Consider the following 19194-nt stretch of genomic DNA (forward strand, 5'->3'; position numbering starts at 1 on the left):
CAACGGCGCCGCTGCGCCGCGACTGAAGCGTTGTACTCCCTCGCTGCGCCGAACGGGTAGACCCCGTCCTCAGACGGTCGTGCGGTGGAAGCCCTGGGCCGACCGGCTCGGCGTCGGCCCGCGCTGGCCCTGGTACCGCGACCCCGCCGCGCCGCTGCCGTAGGGCTGCTCGGCGGGGGAGGACAACCGGAAGAAGCAGAGCTGCCCGATCTTCATGCCCGGCCACAACGTGATGGGCAGGGTGGCGACGTTCGACAGCTCCAGCGTCACGTGGCCGGAGAAGCCGGCGTCGATGAAGCCCGCCGTGGAGTGCGTCAGCAGGCCCAGCCGGCCCAGGCTGCTCTTGCCCTCCAGACGTGCGGAGATGTCGTCGGGCAGGGTGACGACCTCGTACGTGGAGCCCAGGACGAACTCACCGGGGTGCAGGATGAACGCCTCGTCGGCGGGGGTCTCGACCAGCCGGGTGAGGTCGGGCTGCTCCTGCGCCGGGTCGATGACCGAGTACCGGTGGTTGTCGAACAGCCGGAAGAAGCGGTCCAGGCGCACGTCGACGCTGCTCGGCTGGACCATCGACGGCTCGGACGGGGCCAGGGCGATGCGCCCGGAGTCCAGCTGGGCGCGGATGTCGCGGTCGGAGAGCAGCACGGGCGTCACGGTACCGCCGGTGCGAGCACCGGCCCGCGTCCGTTACAGTAGTCACCGTCCTGCTCCGGCAGGGCACGCGGGCGTAGTTCAATGGTAGAACCTCAGCTTCCCAAGCTGATGGTGCGAGTTCGATTCTCGTCGCCCGCTCCAGCACAAAGGCCCAGGCCCACCGGACCTGGGCCTTCGTCGTTCCTCAGCGCCTCAGCGCGTGCCCTCCGGCCCCTGGTCGGCGGGCACGGCGTTCGCGGCGTCCTCCGCGCTGATCTCGACCCCGGCGATGGGGTTGCCCTGGCCGGTCCCGTCGGCCACGTCGTCCTCCTGACCCAGCGGGTCCTGCGGGTCGCGGGCCGGGCTCGGCACGGGGCCGGAGTCCGAGGCGCGGGCGTTCTCCCGGCTGCCGGACTCCTGGACGGTGCGGACCTCGGCGTTGTCGCGCGGGTCCACGTGGGGTGTCGTCTCCTCGCTCACCCGCCCACTGTGCTGGCCCGGGGCCGTCCGCGCGCGCCGGAGGTGGTGCAGGCACCACCTCCGCTCCTCCAGCCCACGGGATCGACCGGGCCCGGTGGTCCCGGGAGGCTCGGGTCGACGCAGAACACCGGACCCAGGAGGACGACGTGACGACCACGACCACCGCGACCACCGCGGACTCCACGACCACTGCCCGCCCCCGTCGCACCCGCTCGCTGGCCGCCGCCCTCGCCGGCGCGGCGGTGCTCTCCCTGGGGCTGACGTCGGCCGCGACCGCGTCCCCGCAGGCCCCGGAGGGCCCGCAGGCCCCGCCGCGCTCGGCGCTCGTGCAGCAGCGGCTGGACGACCTCGTCGACGGCAACGGGTTCCCCGGCGCGCTGGCGGCCGTCCGCGGCGCCGACGGCCGGGTGACGAACTACACCTCCGGGGTGCAGGACCTCGCGACCGGCGACCCGATCCACGCCGACGGCCGGGTCCGCATCGCCTCCAACACCAAGACGTTCACCGCCGTCGTCGTCCTGCAGCTCGTGGGCGAGGGGGCGGTGGCCCTCGACGAACCCGTGGAGACCTACCTGCCCGGGGTCGTGCGCGGGCCGGGCGGGGACGGGCGGGCCGTCACCGTCCGCCAACTCCTGCAGCAGACCAGCGGCCTGCCCGACTACGACACCGTCGTGGCGGACGTCTCGAAGGGGGACACCGCGCTGCTCGACATCCGGCACACCTACTTCGAGCCGTCCCGGTTGCTGCAGGCCGCCCTCGGCGCCCCCGCGGAGTTCGCCCCCGGGACGCGGTGGCAGTACAGCAACACCAACTACCTGCTGGCCGGGATGCTCGTGCAGCGCGTCACCGGCCGCCCGATCGGGGAGCAGATCACCCGGCGCGTCATCGACCGGCTCGGGCTGGAGGACACCTACTGGCCCGGGGTGGGGGAGCAGGAGATCCGCGGTGAGCACCCCCGGGGTTACCTCGCCGCGGGTGAGGACGCGCCGTGGACCGACGTCACCGAGACCGACCCCTCGCTGGGCTGGGCCGCGGGGCAGCTCGTGTCCACCCCCTCGGACCTGGCCCGGTTCCAGGCCGCCGTCCTCGGCGCGGACGGCGCCGCGGGTTCGGACCTCCTGGCCCCGGCGCAGCGGGAGGAACTGCTGAAGACCGTCCCCGCCGACGAGTTCGAACCCGAGCCGGGCTGGAGCTACGGGCTGGGTCTGGCGCACCGCACCCTGAGCTGCGGGGTCGAGGCGTGGGGTCACGGGGGTGACATCCAGGGCTACGAGACGCGCAACCTCGTCACCTCCGAGGGCCGGTCCGTCGTCGTCGCGGTGAGCGCGTTGCCCCGCACGCTGGAGGACCTGTCGGACGTCAACGCGGCGGTCGAGGCCGCCGTCTGCGACGGGCGGTCCTGAGGTCCCGGCGGGTGTCGGTGCCGGAAACGGCGTCTAGGGTGAGGGCACCCCCGACGGGGCCGTCGGGGGAACGACGGGAGGAAACGTGCGCGTCCTGTTCATCGGTGGCACCGGAACCATCAGCTCCGCCTGTGCCGACCTCGCGGTCCGGCGCGGGATCGACCTGACCGTCCTCAACCGCGGCTCCGGTCGTCGCCCGCTGCCGGAAGGGGTGAAGACCCTGACGGCCGACGGCCGCGACCCCGCCGCCGTGCGGGACGCGGTGGGGGACGAGACCTTCGACGTCGTCGTCGACTTCGTCGCCTTCACCCCCGAGCACGTCACCGCGGACGTGGAGCAGTTCCGCGGCTGCACGGGGCAGTTCGTGTTCATCTCCAGCGCCAGCGCCTACGCCAAACCGGTGGAACGCCTGCCCATCACCGAGTCCACGCCGCTGCGCAACCCGTTCTGGCGGTACTCGCGCGACAAGATCGCCTGCGAGGACCTGCTGGTCCGGGAACGGCGGGAGAACGGGTTCCCGGCGGTGATCGTGCGACCCAGCCACACCTACGACCGCACGATGGTCCCCCTCGACGACGGCTGGACGGCGATCGACCGGATGCGGCGCGGTGAACCCGTCGTCGTGCACGGGGACGGGACCTCCACGTGGGTGCTCACCCACCACACCGACTTCGCGCGGGGTTTCGTCCCGCTGCTGGGCGAACCCGCCGTGACGGGGGAGGCCGTGCACATCACCTCCGACGAGGTGCTGACGTGGGACGGCATCGCCCGGCGGCTGGCGAGCGCGGCCGGGGTGAGCGACCCCCGGATCGTGCACGTCCCCAGCGACGTGATCGCCCGCGAGGCCCCCGACCGCGGGCCGGGGCTGCTCGGGGACAAGGCCCACTCGGTGGTCTTCGACAACACCACGCTCAAGCGGTTCGTCCCCGGTTTCGCGGCCACGACGAGTTTCGCGCAGGGGGCGCGGGAGATCGTGGCCCACTACGACGCCCACCCGGACCTGCAGGTCGTCGACCCCGACGTCGACGCCCGGCAGGACCGGCTGGTAGAGCGGTTCGGCTGAGGATCAGCCCTTGAACGCGTCCTTGATGTGCTCACCGCGCTGCTTGAGGTCGGCCGAGGCCTGGTCCTTCTGACCCTCGGCGCGCAGCTCGTCGTCGCCCTTGGCCCCGCCGGTGGCCTCCTTGGCGCGGCCCGCGACGTCCTGGGCGGCGTTCTTGATCTTGTCCGTGGCGCTCATGGCGATCCTCCCGTTCGACCGGCGTTTCCGGTGCGGTCCCATCGCAGCACCGCTGCGGGGGGACCGCACCCGGAGACGACGCCTCAGGAGTACTTCTCGACCGCCCCGTCCTCGCCCGGGCCCAGCCCGGGCGGCAGTTCACCGAAGCTGTTGCGGTACCAGACCGCGGCCTGCCGCTCGACGAGCAGCCGCGTGATGCCGATGACGGCGCCGGAGGCCAGCGCCCACAGGACCGCCTCCTTCCACGCCACGTCGGGGTCCTCCGGGTTGTCCGGCGGCGGCGACTTCGTCACCGAGACCCAGACCTTCTTCGTGAGGCGCCTCGCGACCGCGGTCGCGAGGAGGCCGGCCCCGGGGCCGGCGAACTTCCAGACGATCGAGCTCATGCCCGGAACCCTGCCCTACAGCAGACCCAGGAGCCAGCCCAGGACCGGTGTCAGCGCGGCGGCGCTGCCGGCCAGGACCGCCAGCACGACCACCAGCGTCATGAGCTTCACCGCCCGCGACGGCCCACCGTCCGGTCCCCGCATCATCCGCAGCACCGGGCCATCCTCCCCTCCCGTCCCGCCGACCCGCCGGGGTACCCTCGCTGCACAACGACAGGGGAGCGCCGTGGGGCGCTGAGAGTGCGGGTTTCCGCAGACCCTCGAACCTGATCCGGTTCAGACCGGCGTAGGGAGTCGGGACGTCCTCGACGCGTGGCCACCGTGGTCGCGCGTCCCCCTCCTGGGACCAGGAGGAACCTCGATGAGCACCACGCTCAGCCGTTCGCGCGCCGCCCACCGCTGGCGCACCGTCGACCTGCTCACCGCCGCCGTCCTCGGCGTCGCCTTCGGCGTCGTGTTCTGGGGCTGGGGCATCCTCTACACGGCCCTGAGCCCGCTGTTCGCCGCGGTCCCGTTCGTGCAGAGCATCCTGTCCGGGGTGTGGCTGCTGCCCGCCGTCGTCGCCGCGCTCGTCGTCCGCCGGCCCGGGGCCGCCCTGCTCGCGGAGATGACGGCCGCCTCGGTCGAAGCGCTCATGGGCAGCCACTGGTCCACCGGCGTCCTGGTCTCCGGGGCCATCCAGGGGATCGGGGTCGAACTCGCCGTGGCGCTGTTCGCCTGGCGGCGCCGGGGCCCCGGGGTCGCCGTGCTCGGCGGGGTCCTGGCGGCCGTCCTGGAGGGGGTGTACGAGCTGTTCGCCTACTACGCCGGGGCCTGGGCGCTCGGCTTCCAGGTCCTGTACGTGGCGTGCTTCGCCGTCTCCGGGGCCCTCGTGGCGGGTCTGGGCGGCTGGGCCCTCGTCCGGGCGCTCGCCCGCACCGGCGCGCTCTCGGCGTTCCCCGCCGGGCGCGAGCAGCGCGGCTGAGCGGCGCCGTGCCCCACCTCGCCCTGCGCGGGCTGACCGTCACCACCGCGGGCGGGCGCACCCTGGTCCGCGACGTCGACCTCGACGTCGCGGCCGGTGAGCGGGTCCTGCTCGCCGGCCCCAGCGGCGCGGGCAAGTCGACCGTGCTGCGGGCCCTGGCCGGGCTGCTGGAGGAGGACGTGGAGGCCGAGGGGGACGTCCGCCTCGACGGCCGGCCCGCGGTGCCGGGCGAGGTCGGGCTCCTGGTGCAGGACCCGCTGGACGCCCTGGTGGCCCCCACGGCGGGCCGGGACACGGCCTTCGGCCCGGAGAACGCCGGCCTGGACCGGCCGCGCACCTGGCGGCAGGTGGCCCGCGCGCACGCCGCCGCGCGGTACACCGCCGGCCGCGACCGGGAGGTGCGCACGCTGTCGGGGGGTGAGCGGCAGCGGCTCGCCCTCGCCGGGACGCTGGCCGCCGACCCGGCCGTCCTGCTGCTGGACGAACCCACCTCCATGCTCGACGCCGCCACGGCCGCCGTCGTGCGCTCGGCCGTCCTGGACGCGGCCGGGGACGCGCGCGGCCTGCTCGTCGTCGACCACGACGTCGCCGGCTGGGCCCCGCACGTCGACCGCGTCGTCGTCCTCGGCGCCCACGGCGGGGTCGTGCACGACGCCCCGGTGCGCCAGTCCCGCCCCGCCCCGGCCGGGACCGGCGACCTGTGGTGGCCGGGGGTCCCGGCCCCGGCACCGCTGGAGGTCCCCGCCGGCCTGCTGACCCCCGCACTGGCCCCCGCACCGACCCCGGGCACCGGGGACGGGGAGGTGCTGCGCGGGCGGGGACTGGGGCTCGTCCGCACCCGCCGCGGCCTGCGGCCCCGCCCCCCGGCCACCGTCCTGGCCGGGGTGGACCTCACCCTCACGGCCGGTGCGCTCACCCCCGTCACCGGCGGCAGCGGAGCGGGCAAGTCCAGCCTGCTGTCCCTGCTGGCCGGGCTCGCCGCCCCCACCTCCGGCACGCTGCTGGCCGCACCGGCGCTCGCGGGCCGCCGGGGGCGGCGCGCCCCGCACACCTGGACCTCCCGGGAGCTGGCCGCCCGGGTGGGCTGGGTGCCGCAGTTCCCCGAGCACACCTTCGTCGCGGCGACCGTGCGGGCCGAGGTCGCCGTCACGGCCTCGGTCCTGGGCCGCGACCCCGGCCGCGGGGAGGAGCTGCTGGAGGTGCTGGGCCTGGCCGCGCACGCCGACGCGAACCCCTTCCGGCTCTCGGGCGGGGAGCAGCGCCGGCTGGCCCTGGCCGGTGCCCTGGCCGCCGGGCCCGCCCTCGTCGTGGCCGACGAGCCGACCGTGGGGCAGGACCGCTCGACGTGGGCCGTGGTCGCCGGGCTGCTGGCCGCGGCCGCCCGCGACGGGGCCGCCGTCGCCGTCGGCACCCACGACGCCCGGCTGCTCGACGCGCTGCGGCACCACGGCACCACCCCGGTCCACCTCAGCGGTGGCGTCCGGGCGCAGGTGGCGGCGTGAGGCCCCGGGGAGCGGCCCCGGGGGCCGGTGACGTCCACACCTCTGTGCACAGCACTGTGGACGAACCTGTGGGAACCGCCGCGCGGGCTGTGGACGACGGGCTGGACGACGGGCTGGACGACGGGCTGGGCGCGGGGGTGGGCGCGGGGGTGGACGCGGGGGTCCCGCCCACCGCCGCGCAACGGCGCAGCGCCGGCCGCGGTCCCCTCGTGCGGCACTGCGGACCGCTGCCCCTGCTCGCGGTGGCCCTGCTCTGCGCCCTCGGGGCCTTCGCCGTCCAGAGCTGGTGGCAGGCCGCCGGAGCCCTCGCCGTGCAGGGGCTCTGCCTGCCCCTGGTCGTCGGTGACGTGCGCGCGGCGCTGCGGCGGCTGCTGCCGCTGGCGCTGGCGGCGCTGTCGGTGGGGTGGTCGGTCGTCCTGGCCGGGGACGACCCCGACCCCCTGTGGGCGGCGCTCACCGCCGCCCTGCGCCTGCTCGTCCTCGTCCTGCCCGGCGCCCTCCTGCTCGGCTGGCTGGACCCCACCGAGGCGGGCGACCACCTCGCCCAGCGCCTGCGCGTGCCGGGCCGGGTCGTCGTCGCGGTCGTCGTCGCCCTCGGGCGCCTCGACGCGCTGGCCGACTCCTGGGACCAGGTCGCCGCGGCCCGGCGCGTCCGCGGCCTCGGTCCCGGCCGCGGCCCGGCCGGCCGGGTCCGCTGGGCCGCCTCGACGTCGTTCGGGCTGCTCGTCGACGCCGTCCGCGGCGCCGGGCGCGTCTCGCTGGCGATGGACGCGCGCGGGTTCGCCGGGGACGGGGCCGACCGGCGCACCTGGGCGCTGCCCGCGCCGTGGCGCCGGGCCGACACCGTCCTCCTGCTCGGCGGGACCGCGGTCGCGGCGCTGCCCGCGCTGCTGCGGGTGGGGGGTGCGTTCCTCACGTCCACGACCTGACGGCTGACCTACCGGCCGGCCCCGGCGACCGGCAGGCTCCCCGCAGGGCCCGTGCCGTGCGGGTGCCGCTCGGGGGAGGGCGTCGTGGCGGGCAGGAGGACACCGGTGCCGGAGCGCGCCTCCGGCGCGCCCGCGCCGGTCGTGGTGCCGGGGGACCGGCAGGGGCCTCCTCCCGCGGTGGCGGCGCTCGGCGTCCACGTGCGGTCCGGGCCCTCCCGGCCGCCGGACGGCCCACCCACCACGGACGCCACCACCGGTACAGCACCGGCCGTCCTGCTCGACGGCGTCGACCTCGACGTCCACCGCGGCGAGGTCCTCGCCGTCGTGGGACGGCGCGGGGCGGGCACCTCCACGCTGCTGTCCGTCCTGTCCGGGCGCACCCGCCCGAGCGCCGGCACCGTCCGCGTCCTGGGGCGCGACCCGGGGACCGGCACCGACGACGCCCTGGCCACGCTGCCCTCCCAGGCGGCCCTGTTCGACCACCTCACCGTCGAGGAGACCCTGTCGCTGTGGGCCGGTCTGCGCAGCCGCCCCGGCCCGGGCACCGACGACCTCCTCGACCTCGCGGGACTGGCGGACGCCGCCCGCGTGCTCGTGCGCGGTCTGGACCACGGCCGGCGGCAACGGCTCCAGCTCGCGGTGACCTTCGCCGGCGCGGCACCGGTCGTCGTGTGCGACGAACCCGTCGGCGGATCCGCCCCGGGCACCGCCCCCGCGCTCGCCGCCCTGCTGCGCCGCCACCGCGCCGACGGCGGGACGGCCGTCGTGGCCGGCGGGCGCCCGGAGGTCCTGCAGACCGCGGACGGGACGCGGCTGATCGAGGCCTGCGACCGCGTCGCCGTGCTGCGCCGGGGCCGGCTCGTCGCCCACGCCGCCCCGGCGCAGCTCGTCGAGCGCTCCGCCGCCCACGGTGGCCTCACCGCCCTGCTCCGCGACGCCGGCGAGGCCAGCTCGCTGGCCGCGGCCCTGCCCGGGGCCACCTTCCAGCGGGTGGGGGACCTGACCCGCGTCGACGTCCCGGACGTCGCCCCGCAGCGGTGGCGGACGCTCGCGGCCGGGCTGGGCACCCTGCGGGAGGTGCACCACCACCACGCCACCCTCGCCGACGCGGTCCGGCGGGTCACGGCCGACCGGCGTCGCCCGTGACGCTGCGCGCGGACACGCCCCGCCCCGCCCCGGCCCCGCGGCGCCGGCCCCGCCGGCTGTCCCCGGCCGGGGCGGCGCTGCGCGAATCCCTGCGGGACAGGCACCTGCTGGCCCAGGCGGTGCTCACCCCGCTGCTGGTGCTCGCGGTCGCACTGGTCCTGGCCCGGGCCGCCGCCGGCGCGGACGCCCACGTCGTGCAGGTCGCCGGGGGCCCGGGGACCGCCGACGTCGCCCGCGCCCTGGCCGCCGCCGGCGAGGAGGTCCGCGGGCCCGGCCCGGCGACCGGCCCGGCGACCGTCCTGGGCGCCCCCGGCCCCGGCCTGGACGCCACCGTCACCGTCCCGGCCACCGGCCCGGTCCTCGTGCGCGTCGCCCCGGCCGCGGCGTGGACGGCCGGGGACCTGCGGGAGACGGTCCAGGCCGCCCTGCCCGGCCGCACCGTCCGCGTCCTCGGTCCCGACGGCCGGCCCGCCCACGGGGTCACCGGCCAGCTGCTGCCCGCGGTGCTCGTCCTCACCGCCCTCGTCCTCGCGCTGCCGGGCACCGCCGGCCGCGTCCGGTCCTGGCGACGTCACGGGACGCTGGCCCTGGTGACGGGCACCACCACCGCCCGCGGGGTGCGGGCGGTGCGGCTCGCCGGGGCGCTGCTGCCCTCCCGGCTGCTCCTGGCCGTGCCCGCCGTCGTGGTCGTGGCCGGGACCGGTCCGCCGCGACCGGTCCCGCTCGTCCTGCTCGTCCTGCTCGCCGCGGCCGGGACGGCCGCCGGCACGGCCGCCGGCGCGCTCCTCGGCGGGCTGCTGCGCACCGGCCGCGAGACCGGCCCGCTCCTGTGGGTCCTCACCGTCCTGCTCGCCCTGTTCGGCGGGGTCCTGCTCCCGGCCTCCGTCCTGCCCCCGGCCGCCGGCACCGTCCTGCGGTTCGCGCCCACGGCCTGGTTCGCCGACGGCGTCCGGGACGCCCTGGCGGGCGGGGCCCCGGCCCCGGCGCTGCTGGCGGCCGGTGGGCTGGGGCTCGTCGCCGTCGCGGCCTGGGCGGCGCTCGCGGTCCTGTGCGCCCGCACCGACCGGCCCCGGTGACGCTCCGGCCCCGGTGACGCTCCGGCCCCGGTGACGCTCCGGCCGCGGTGACGTCCCGCCGTGGACGACCGTGAGGAACGCACCCGGGAACGGTGAGGCGCGCACTGCCGCCCGGGGGGTGCCGGCGGACAGGCTCAGCCCGTCAGTGCCGCTCAGCCAGTTCCCAGGAGGTTCCCCGTGACCGTGACCACCGAACGCGCCGGTACCGCCACCGGCCTGGACGCCGAACTCGACCGCCTCCTCGGCGCGGCCCCACCCGCGCCCGCGCCCGGGCGGACGACACCGACCCTGCCGGCCGGCCCGCTGTGCCTGTGCTGGCCCGACGAGACCCCCGCGTGAACCGGTCGTGACGAACGGCCCTCGCGGACTCGCACCGCGAGGGCCGTGGCGTCTGCTGCGCGATCCCGGCGGGGGTTTCCTCCTCGACGACGACGAGGACCGGGTCCGCATCGGTGAGCGTCAGGCCCACGCGCTGGCCCTGCTGCGCCGCCGCGGTGCCGTGGCGACCGACGACCTCCTGAGCGACCTCGGCGTCGAACCGCAGGAGGTTCCCGCGCTCGCGGGAGAACTCGCCGACCTCGTCCGTTCCGATGTCCTCGTCCGCACCCCCGGTCCCCTCCGGCCGACCGTCGCCGTGGAGGGGGTGGGCCGCTCGGCAACCGCGGAACTGCGCGCCGTCCTCAACGCCGCCGGGAACCCCGCCGTCGACGCCGGGGCAGCGGACCTCGTCGTCCTCACCTGCGACGACCACGCCGACCCGCGGTTGCCCGACCTGCTCACCGGACGGGCCCGCCGGTCGGCGGTGCTGCTGGTGCGCTGGGGGGCCGGGCGGTGCTGGATCGGCCCGCTGATCGGCGCCGGCGGGGGGCACCGGTCCGCCGGGACGTGCCCGGCGTGCCTGGTGGAGGCGTTGCGCGCCAACGCCGAACCCGACCTCGCCGGGGCCGCCCACCCCGTCGGCGCGGGAGTTCCCGGGGTGCACGGCGCGGCCGTCGGGGCCGTCGCCGCCGCGGTCGAGGGGGTGCTCGAGGAGCTGGCCCGACCCCCGGGTGAGGGGGCGTGCGCGGGCGGGCCGTCGTCGCCGCAGCGGTGGCGGGCGGGGATCCGCGAACTGCGCCTGCGCACCTGCGAGGTCGTCGTGCACCCCGTCCCGCCGTGCCCCGGACCGGCCCCGGGGAGCGGACCCGCCGAGCCCGCCGGTTCCGAGCCCGCCGGTTCCGAGCCCGCCGGTTCCGAGCCCACCGGTTCCGACCTCGCCGGGCGCCTCGCCGGTGTCGTGTCCGGGCTGACGGGTTTCCTGGACCACCCCCGCGTGCGCCGCGCCGCCTCCGGCCGGTTCCTCGCGACGACCACCCACCCGGTGCGGCCCTCGTCCGGGGGTGCCGGTGCGCGCCGCCGGGCCACCGCGTCCGGGGCGGGCCGCACGGCCGAGGAGGCGCTCACGGCCTGCCTGGGTGAGGCCGTCGAACGGTTCAGCACGGTGTGGCGCCCCGACCCCGACGCGGTGGTCACCACGACGACCACGTTGCGGGCCGCGGGATCTCGCGTGGTGCTGCCGGCGGCCGGTCCCCGGCCGTGGCGGGAGGACGCGGTCACCGAGTTCCGCAGCGTGCGCCCGGTGGCCGGCGGGGCGTGGCCGGACACGTGGGTCCCCGCCGCCGCCGTGACGTTCGGGCACCCGGACCGGTGGGCGGTCGCGACCGCCCGGCCGGACTCGACCGGCTGCGCCGCGGGCGGCGACGTCCCCGACGCCGTCCGGCGGGGCCTGGCCGAACTCGTCGAACGCGACGCCGTCGCCGACTGGTGGTGGGGGCGGGAACCGCGGACCGGTGCCGCCCACCCCGATCCCGACGGGATCCGCGCGGCGCTGGCCGCCCACGGCCGGCGCGGGTGGTTCCTGGACCTCACGCACCGGGCGGGCATCCCCGTCGCCGCCGCCGTCGGCGTGCTGCCGGACGGCACGGGCACGACGTTGGGGTTCGGGACCGCGGCGACCCTCACCGGGGCGGTCGTGCGCGCGGGGGAGGAACTGCTGCAGGTCCTCGCGTGCCTGGAGTTCGGGGACGAGTTCGGCCTGGACGGTGCGGGGACCGCCGCGTGGCGGGCCGAGCACGTCGAGGACCACCCCCACCTTCTCCCGCACGGGGACGTCCGCGACGACCCGACCCCGGTGGTGCCGGCGCCCGACGTCCGCACCGACTGGTGCTCCCGGCTGGCCGCCGCCGGGTGCGAGGTGGGTTTCGTCGAGCTGACGCACCCGCGCGCGGCGGTCCCCGTCGTCCGGGTCGTGAGCCCCCAGTTGCGCTCGTGGCGACGGCCGGTGGGCCCCGCCGCGCCCGGGGGTGCGAACCCCTGGGACCTGCCCGTCTGAGCGGTCGGGAACGCCTCGGCGCGGGCGCGTCGCGGGATACGGTGTGCGGCGTGCCTGCCCCGTCCCCCGCCCGGTTCCGCCGGCGTCGGGCCCGTCGGGTTCCACCGGCCGGGGGGGCCGTCACCCGCAGGTTGCAGGCCCTGGCCGTCGCGCTGTTCCTGCTGTGCGCCCTGGGGTTGTCCGTCTCGGTCGTCGGTGACGTGCGCTCGGGTCAGCTCCCCTGGGTCCCCCCGGGTTCCTCCTCCACCCTCGTGCTGGCCCTGGCGACCGTCGCGGTGAGCGCCGTGACCGCCGGTGGGGTCACGGTGGTGGTGTTGCGCCGCACGCTGTCGGGCGAGGGCGTGCGGTCGCGGGGGACGGCGCTGCTGGCGCTGGCCGCCGTCGCCTACGTGCCGGCCCTGCTGCTGGGGCCGGGGTGGCTCGCCTGGTCGGCCGTGACCGCCTGCTTCGTCCTGGAACTCCTCCCGGCCCGGCCGGCGCTCGTCCTCACCTCGGCGGGTCTGGTCCTGCAGGTGGTGCTGACCCGGGCCGCGGGCGAGGCGTGGGGGACGTCGGTGTTCGCGGGCGTCAGCTACGTCGCGACGTCGGTGCTGCTGTTCCTGGTCCTGCGCTGCGTCACCACCTACCGGGAACTGGAACGGGCGCGGGCCGAACTGGCCCACGCCGAGGTGCTCGCCGAGCGGGTGCGGGTGTCCCGGGACCTGCACGACCTGCTGGGGCGCAACCTGGCGGCGATCTCCCTGAAGGTGGAACTGGCCCGCCGCCACCAGCGCGGCGGACGCGGGGAGGCGCTGGCGGGGGAACTCGACGACGTGCTGGGCCTGAGCCACGCCGCCGCCGCGGACCTGCGCGCGCTCGTGGCCGGGTACCGGGTGCTGACGCTGCGGACCGAACTGGCCGCCGCCGCGCGGTTGCTCACCGACGCCGGGGTGCGCTGCGAGGTGGACGCCGCGCCGCCGCAGGACCGGGAGGTCGAGCTCGGGGCGGCCGACGACGTCGTGGCGTGGGTGCTGCGGGAGGCGGCGACCAACGTGGTCAAGCACGCCGCGGCGACGTGGTGCACGGTGTCGGTGGGGGTGGAACCCGGGAGCGTGGAACTGGTGGTGGAGAACGACGGTGCGGCCGGGACCTCCGACGGTGGCGGGACCGGGCTGGTGGGGGCGGGGGAACGGGTCCGCGCCCTGGGGGGTTCGCTGGAGGTCACCGCGTGGCGGGACACGTTCCGGTTGGTGTGCCGGGTCCCGGTGGCCGCGGTTGCCGGGCCGGTGGAGGAGGGGAGGCCGCTGTGATCCGGTTGCTCGTCGCGGAGGACATGCACATCGTCCGCTCCGCGCTCGTCGCGCTGCTCGACGGTGAGGACGACCTGGAGGTCGTCGCGTCCGTCGCCCGCGGGGACCAGGTGCTCGACGCGCTCGCCACGACGACGGTCGACGTCGCCGTCCTGGACCTGGAGATGCCCGGTGGAGACGGGGTGTCCGTGGCCACCCGCATCCGCCGGGAGGTTCCCGGGACGAGGGTCGTCATCCTCACCGCGCTGGGCCGCCCCGCCGCCGTGCGCGCGGCCCTGGCCGCCGGGGTCGACGGGTTCGTGCTGAAGAACGCACCGGTCGACGACCTCGTCGACGGCATCCGCCGGGTGGCCGCCGGGGGTCGTGTCCTGCACCCGGAACTGGCCGCCGCGGCCGTCCAGCGCGGGGATTCCCCGCTGACCCCGCGCGAGTCCGAGGTGCTGGCGCTCGTGGCCGAGGGGTGCACGGTGCGCGAGACGGCGCAGCGGTTGTCGCTGTCGGAGGGGACGGTGCGCAACTACCTGTCGGTGATCGTCGACAAGCTGCACGCGCGCAGCCGGACGGACGCGGTGAACATCGCGCAGGGGAACGGCTGGATCTGAACCTGCGGGCAGCGGGTGGGAGTCCGTGCGTCGCCAGGACGGGCCCGTCCTGCGCCGACCTCCGGGCCTCGGTGGTCGTCGAGGGTGGAGGTGACGAGGGGTAGTTCGCGGGCCCGCGCGGTGGCCGCGGTCATCAGGTCCACCCGCCGCGACGACGGGAAGGGGGCGACGACGCCCGCGGCGACGTCGTGGTGTCGCTGACGGTCTGCGCGCCGGCGAGGACCGGCGGCCGTGGTGGCGGCCCCCACCAGCTCAAACGACGTGAGCGGGGAGGTGGACGCGCCGTCGACCACGAGACCGTCGATGAGCACGGTCGCCTCGACCGGGACGGCCGGGGGAGTGGTCACGTTCCGGGGTGTTCGCGGACGCGGTCGCAGGGATCGCCCGGCTCGTCGTCGAAGGCTCGTCGTCGAAGGCTCGTCGTCGAAGGCTCGTCGGATGTCACGTCTCCGGACGACGTCCGTCCCGTTCCGCGCGCGAGCTCTCCAGGACTCGGTCCTGTGGACCGTCGGGGAACCGGTCTGCAGGACCGGTCGCGGGAACCGCCCCTCCGGGCTGCCGCCGCCGTGCTCGCCCCCGGTCTGAGGAGGACCCGTCCACCGTGCCCGTGGCCGCCGGCGAGCCGAGGGGCTCAGACCGGCTCGGACCGGCTCGGACCGGCTCGGACCGGCTCGGACCGGCTCGGACCGGCTCGGACCGGCTCGGACCGGCTCGGACCGGCAGGGAGCACCCGTCCGGGTGGACGGACCGGAGGTCGACGTGCGCCGGTCCCGCACCGGACCCATCGTCGAGGGGCGGCGCCGGGAACAACCGCCCGCCCCCAGGGGTTGAGCCCATCAGACTCAAGTTCACGGAGTCTCCGCTTGACAGATCCGGAGCGGTCCGCGAACTTGAGTGCAGAAGGCTCAACAGTCACATCTTGCTCGGGAGGGCATCCACCATGGCACGTGCGGTCGGCATCGACCTCGGGACCACCAACTCCGTCGTCTCCGTCCTCGAGGGCGGCGAGCCGACGGTCATCGCCAACGCCGAGGGTGGGCGCACCACGCCCTCCGTCGTCGCCTTCGCCAAGAACGGTGAGGTGCTGGTCGGCGAGATCGCCAAGCGCCAGGCCGTCACCAACGTCGACCGCACGATCCGTTCGGTCAAGCGCCACGTCGGCACCGACTGGACCGTCGAGATCGACGACAAGAAGTACACCCCGCAGGAGATCAGCGCCCGCATCCTGCAGAAGCTCAAGCGCGACGCCGAGAGCTACCTCGGTGAGACCGTGACCGACGCCGTCATCACCGTCCCGGCGTACTTCTCCGACGCCCAGCGCCAGGCCACCAAGGAGGCCGGCGAGATCGCGGGGATGAACGTCCTGCGCATCATCAACGAGCCGACCGCGGCCGCCCTCGCCTACGGGCTGGAGAAGGGCAAGGAGGACGAGCTCATCCTCGTCTTCGACCTCGGCGGCGGGACCTTCGACGTGTCCCTGCTCGAGGTCGGCAAGGACGAGGACGGGTTCTCCACCATCCAGGTCCGCGCGACCTCCGGTGACAACCACCTCGGTGGTGACGACTGGGACCAGCGCGTCGTCGACCACCTGCTGAAGAAGGTCCAGGGTTCCTACGGGATCGACCTGTCCAAGGACAAGATCGCGATGCAGCGCCTGCGCGAGTCCGCCGAGCAGGCCAAGAAGGAACTCTCGACGGCCACCAGCACCGGCATCTCGCTGCAGTACCTGTCGATGACGGAGAACGGCCCCGTCCACCTGGACGAGCAGCTCACCCGCGCCCAGTTCGAGCAGATGACGCAGGACCTGCTGGACCGCACCAAGAAGCCGTTCCACGACGTCATCCGCGACGCCGACGTCAAGCTCGCCGACATCCACCACGTCGTGCTCGTGGGTGGGTCCACCCGCATGCCGGCCGTGACGAACGTCGTCAAGGAGCTGACCGGCGGCAAGGAGCCCAACAAGGGCGTGAACCCGGACGAGGTCGTCGCCATCGGCGCGGCCCTGCAGGCCGGTGTCCTCAAGGGTGAGCGCAAGGACGTCCTGCTCATCGACGTCACCCCGCTGTCCCTGGGCATCGAGACCAAGGGCGGGATCATGACCAAGCTCATCGAGCGCAACACGGCCATCCCGACCAAGCGCTCGGAGGTCTTCACGACCGCCGACGACAACCAGCCCTCGGTGCTCATCCAGGTGTTCCAGGGCGAGCGCGAACTGGCCCGGGACAACAAGCCGCTGGGCACGTTCGAGCTGACCGGCATCGCCCCCGCCCCGCGCGGCGTGCCGCAGGTCGAGGTCACGTTCGACATCGACGCCAACGGCATCGTGCACGTGAACGCGAAGGACCGCGGCACGGGCAAGGAGCAGTCGATGACCATCTCCGGCGGCAGCGCGCTGTCGAAGGAGGACATCGACCGGATGGTCAAGGACGCCGAGCAGCACGCGAACGAGGACAAGCAGCGTCGCGAGGAGGCCGAGGCCCGCAACCAGGCCGAGGCGCTCGTCTACCAGACCGAGAAGTTCATCGCCGACAACTCCGACAAGCTGCCCGACGACGGCAAGGCCAAGGTCGAGTCCGCCGTCGCGGAGCTGAAGACGGCCCTGAACGGCACCGACGCGGCCGAGATCAAGGCCAAGTCCGACACCGTGGCGCAGGCCTCGCAGGAACTGGGTGCGGCGATGTACGCGGCGCAGCAGTCCGAGGGTGCTCCCGCCGGTGACGCGGGCGACCAGGCCGGCCCCGACTTCAGCAAGAGCTCGTCCTCCGACGAGGACGTGGTGGACGCCGAGGTCGTCGACGACGAGAAGGACAAGTGATGGCGGAGGAGTTCTCCGAACCCACCGTGGTCCGCGACAACCGCCGCATCGACCCCCAGACGGGGGAGGTGCGCGAGCAGGCACCGGCCGAGGCCGCCGAGCCCGCGGCCCCCGCGGCTCCGACCGCGGGGGGCCCGGACGACGGCGCCGCCGACGCCGAGCTCGAGGCCGCCCAGCAGCTCGCGGCCTCGCGCCTGGAGGAGCTGCAGCGGCTGAACGCGGAGTACGTGAACTACAAGAAGCGGGTCGACCGGGACCGCGACGTCGCCAAGAACGCGGCGGTCGCGGGGGTGGCCGAGGCGCTGCTGCCGGTCCTGGACGACGTCCACCTCTCGCGCGAGCACGGTGACCTCACCGGCCCGTTCGTCGCGATCGCGGACAAGCTCGAGGCCACGCTCTCGCGGTTCGGCCTGGAGCGGTACGGCCAGGACGGCGAGCCGTTCGACCCGGCGGTGCACGAGGCGCTCATGCACAGCCACTCCGAGGAGTACGAGGTGGCGACGTGCACGAAGGTCCTGCAGCCGGGGTACAAGCTCGGCGAGCGGATCCTGCGCCCGGCCCGCGTCGCGGTGGCCGACCCGCAGGGATGACCTGCGGACGAACTGACGAGATCGAGGGAGGGGGACGCCGGTGAGCATGCAGGACTGGGCCGAGAAGGACTTCTACGCGATCCTCGGCGTCTCCCACGACGCCGACGCGGCCGAGGTCAAGAAGGCGTACCGCAGGAAGGCCCGCACGCTGCACCCGGACGCCAACCCGGGTGACGCCGCGGCCGAGCAGCGGTTCAAGGAGGTCGGTGAGGCCTACGCGGTCCTGTCCGACCCCGAGCAGCGTCAGCAGTACGACGGCATCCGCGCCATGGTCGGCGGGGGCGCCCGGTTCTCCTCCGGGGGAGGCGGCGGCCCGGCCGGCGGCGCGGGGTTCGACGATCTGCTCGGCGGGCTGTTCGGCCAGGGCCGCGGTGGGGCACCCGGGGGGACCCGCTTCGGCACCCCCGGGGGTGCCGCCGGCGGTGGTGGGTTCGAGGACCTGCTCGGCGGGTTGTTCGGCCAGGGTGGTGCCGCGCCCGGGGGTTTCCCCGGAGGTTTCGGTGGTGCCGGTCCCCAGACCCCGCCCCGCGGTCAGGACCTCGACGCCTCGGCGCGCGTCACGTTCCGCGACGCCCTGGAGGGCAAGACGGTCTCCCTGCGGGTCCCGGACCCGCGGGGCGGCCCGGCCCGGACCGTCAACGCGCGGCTGCCGCAGGGCGTGCGCGACGGCCAGAAGGTCCGGCTGCGCGGCAAGGGGCTGGCCGGTCCCGGCGGGACCGGTGACCTGCTCGTCACCGTGCACGTCGAACCGCACCCGGTGTTCCGCCGGGACGGGGACGACCTGCGCATGACGCTGCCGGTCTCCTTCGACGAGGCCGTGCTCGGCGCGACCGTCGAGGTACCGACCCTGGACGGGACGACCGTCCGGGTGAAGGTCCCCGCCGGGACGCCGTCGGGGCGTTCCCTGCGGCTGAAGGGCCGGGGCGTCAAGCGGTCCCGCTCGAGCGACGAGCGGGGTGACCTGTTCGTCACCGTCGAGGTCGTCGTGCCCCAGCGGGTCGACGGCACCGTGCGCGAGGCCGTCGAGGCGTTCGCGAAGGCCACCGCCGGCGACGACCCGCGCGCCGGGCTCGCCGACCGCGCGCGGAGCTGAGGTTCCCGGGGCGGGGCGTCCCGGTCGAGACGAGGAGGGGAACGGTGTACCAGGACGACAGTCCGCTGTTCGTCATCTCGGTCGCGGCCGAGCTCGCGGGGATGCACCCGCAGACGCTGCGGCAGTACGACCGCCTCGGCCTCGTCTCCCCGAGCCGGGCCCGCGGGCGGGGCCGCCGGTACTCCGCGCGGGACATCGCCCAGCTGCGGGAGGTGCAGCGCCTGTCCCAGGAGGACGGCGTGAACCTCGCCGGGATCAAGCGGATCCTCGACCTGGAGAACCAGGTCCTGGCCCTCGGGCAGCGGGTGGAGGACCTCGAGACCGAGATCGCGCTGGTCCGCCAGCAGGCCCGGCGGATCTTCGCCGCCGGGATGGCCGGCGACATCGTCGCCACCCCGATGGGGCGGCGGCCGGAGTCGCAGCGCTCGACCGCGCTCGTCGTCTGGCGGCCCGACCGCAGCCGCTGACACGTCCGGGAACCCCGTCCACCGCACGGTGGGCGGGGTTCTCTGCTTCCCCAGCCCGCTGAGAGCGTCCCGCACGTCCTGAGAGGTTGTCCTCAAAGGGGGTGATGTGTGCACGGTAGGACCATGAGCGTCCCCACCAGGACTCCCTACCCCTCCGACCTCACCGACGCCGAGTGGGACATCGCCCAAGCCCACCTACCCCACGACA

At 75.7% G+C, this 19194-nt stretch carries 20 protein-coding genes, 1 tRNA gene and 1 riboswitch; of the genes, 16 read left to right on the top strand and 5 right to left on the bottom strand.

What is annotated here, in order from left to right; genetic code table 11:
• Window positions 1-69: 69 nt before the first annotated feature.
• Window positions 70-645 carry a dCTP deaminase gene (dcd, locus tag AB2L27_RS09015; protein WP_370441141.1) on the bottom strand — a complete coding sequence of 192 codons (576 nt, stop codon included), beginning with the start codon at window positions 643-645 and terminating at the stop codon, window positions 70-72.
• A gap of 76 nt (window positions 646-721) precedes the next feature.
• On the opposite strand from dcd, the gene AB2L27_RS09020 reads away from it, so the two are divergent.
• Window positions 722-795, top strand: a tRNA-Gly gene (locus AB2L27_RS09020).
• Window positions 796-846: 51 nt separating this feature from the next.
• On the opposite strand, the gene AB2L27_RS09025 is transcribed toward AB2L27_RS09020, so the two are convergent.
• Window positions 847-1113, bottom strand: a complete 267-nt coding sequence (locus AB2L27_RS09025) for a hypothetical protein (protein ID WP_370441142.1) — start codon at window positions 1111-1113, stop codon at window positions 847-849.
• Window positions 1114-1259: 146 nt separating this feature from the next.
• On the opposite strand from AB2L27_RS09025, the gene AB2L27_RS09030 reads away from it, so the two are divergent.
• Window positions 1260-2516, top strand: a complete 1257-nt coding sequence (locus AB2L27_RS09030) for a serine hydrolase domain-containing protein (protein ID WP_370441143.1) — start codon at window positions 1260-1262, stop codon at window positions 2514-2516.
• An 85-nt stretch (window positions 2517-2601) separates the two neighbouring features.
• Window positions 2602-3579: an SDR family oxidoreductase gene (locus AB2L27_RS09035; RefSeq protein ID WP_370441144.1), complete on the top strand. Its 978-nt coding sequence runs from the start codon at window positions 2602-2604 to the stop codon at window positions 3577-3579.
• Window positions 3580-3582: 3 nt separating this feature from the next.
• Here the strand turns inward: AB2L27_RS09035 and AB2L27_RS09040 are convergent, their stop codons facing one another.
• The 3 genes from AB2L27_RS09040 to AB2L27_RS09050 form a co-directional block, all read right to left on the bottom strand.
• Window positions 3583-3756 carry a CsbD family protein gene (locus AB2L27_RS09040; RefSeq protein WP_370441145.1) on the bottom strand — a complete coding sequence of 58 codons (174 nt, stop codon included), beginning with the start codon at window positions 3754-3756 and terminating at the stop codon, window positions 3583-3585.
• A gap of 83 nt (window positions 3757-3839) precedes the next feature.
• A complete protein-coding gene (locus tag AB2L27_RS09045; protein ID WP_370441146.1) occupies window positions 3840-4142 on the bottom strand; it encodes a DUF4235 domain-containing protein in 303 nt (100 codons plus the stop codon).
• Window positions 4143-4157: 15 nt separating this feature from the next.
• Complete coding sequence (locus AB2L27_RS09050) at window positions 4158-4298, bottom strand: hypothetical protein (protein ID WP_366171461.1); 141 nt, start codon at window positions 4296-4298, stop codon at window positions 4158-4160.
• Window positions 4299-4347: 49 nt separating this feature from the next.
• Window positions 4348-4452: riboswitch (TPP riboswitch) on the top strand.
• 51 nt (window positions 4453-4503) lie between these two features.
• Here AB2L27_RS09050 and AB2L27_RS09055 point away from each other — a divergent pair.
• The 13 genes from AB2L27_RS09055 to AB2L27_RS09115 all read left to right on the top strand — a co-directional run bounded on the left by AB2L27_RS09055 (window position 4504) and on the right by AB2L27_RS09115 (window position 18986).
• Complete coding sequence (locus AB2L27_RS09055; protein ID WP_370441147.1) at window positions 4504-5106, top strand: ECF transporter S component; 603 nt, start codon at window positions 4504-4506, stop codon at window positions 5104-5106.
• A gap of 8 nt (window positions 5107-5114) precedes the next feature.
• Window positions 5115-6608 (top strand): ATP-binding cassette domain-containing protein, encoded by a 1494-nt coding sequence (locus AB2L27_RS09060; protein WP_370441148.1) that lies wholly within the window; start codon window positions 5115-5117, stop codon window positions 6606-6608.
• Window positions 6609-6697: 89 nt separating this feature from the next.
• Window positions 6698-7537: an energy-coupling factor transporter transmembrane component T gene (locus AB2L27_RS09065; protein ID WP_370441149.1), complete on the top strand. Its 840-nt coding sequence runs from the start codon at window positions 6698-6700 to the stop codon at window positions 7535-7537.
• A 105-nt stretch (window positions 7538-7642) separates the two neighbouring features.
• A complete protein-coding gene (locus tag AB2L27_RS09070) occupies window positions 7643-8683 on the top strand; it encodes an ATP-binding cassette domain-containing protein (RefSeq protein WP_370441150.1) in 1041 nt (346 codons plus the stop codon).
• The gene (locus AB2L27_RS09075) at window positions 8680-9759 is read left to right on the top strand and encodes an ABC transporter permease (RefSeq protein WP_370441151.1); all 1080 of its coding nucleotides are present in this window, start codon (window positions 8680-8682) and stop codon (window positions 9757-9759) included. Before AB2L27_RS09070 ends, AB2L27_RS09075 begins: the two co-directional genes overlap by 4 nt.
• Before the next feature lie 177 nt (window positions 9760-9936).
• Entirely contained in the window at window positions 9937-10098 is a 162-nt protein-coding gene (locus AB2L27_RS09080; protein ID WP_370441152.1) for a hypothetical protein, read from the top strand.
• 7 nt (window positions 10099-10105) lie between these two features.
• Window positions 10106-12130: a YcaO-like family protein gene (locus tag AB2L27_RS09085; protein ID WP_370441153.1), complete on the top strand. Its 2025-nt coding sequence runs from the start codon at window positions 10106-10108 to the stop codon at window positions 12128-12130.
• Window positions 12131-12180: 50 nt separating this feature from the next.
• Window positions 12181-13419, top strand: a complete 1239-nt coding sequence (locus tag AB2L27_RS09090; protein WP_370441154.1) for a sensor histidine kinase — start codon at window positions 12181-12183, stop codon at window positions 13417-13419.
• Window positions 13416-14021: a response regulator transcription factor gene (locus AB2L27_RS09095; protein ID WP_370441155.1), complete on the top strand. Its 606-nt coding sequence runs from the start codon at window positions 13416-13418 to the stop codon at window positions 14019-14021. Before AB2L27_RS09090 ends, AB2L27_RS09095 begins: the two co-directional genes overlap by 4 nt.
• 940 nt (window positions 14022-14961) lie before the next feature.
• Complete coding sequence (dnaK, locus tag AB2L27_RS09100; RefSeq protein WP_370441156.1) at window positions 14962-16836, top strand: molecular chaperone DnaK; 1875 nt, start codon at window positions 14962-14964, stop codon at window positions 16834-16836.
• Complete coding sequence (grpE, locus tag AB2L27_RS09105) at window positions 16836-17426, top strand: nucleotide exchange factor GrpE (RefSeq protein ID WP_370441157.1); 591 nt, start codon at window positions 16836-16838, stop codon at window positions 17424-17426. Before dnaK ends, grpE begins: the two co-directional genes overlap by 1 nt.
• Window positions 17427-17466: 40 nt before the next feature.
• Entirely contained in the window at window positions 17467-18519 is a 1053-nt protein-coding gene (locus AB2L27_RS09110; protein ID WP_370441158.1) for a DnaJ C-terminal domain-containing protein, read from the top strand.
• Between the two features lie 101 nt (window positions 18520-18620).
• The gene (locus AB2L27_RS09115) at window positions 18621-18986 is read left to right on the top strand and encodes a heat shock protein transcriptional repressor HspR (protein WP_370441169.1); all 366 of its coding nucleotides are present in this window, start codon (window positions 18621-18623) and stop codon (window positions 18984-18986) included.
• Window positions 18987-19194 lie beyond the last annotated feature (208 nt).

The organism is Kineococcus halophytocola (assembly GCF_041276425.1).
Classification (GTDB): domain Bacteria; phylum Actinomycetota; class Actinomycetes; order Actinomycetales; family Kineococcaceae; genus Kineococcus; species Kineococcus halophytocola.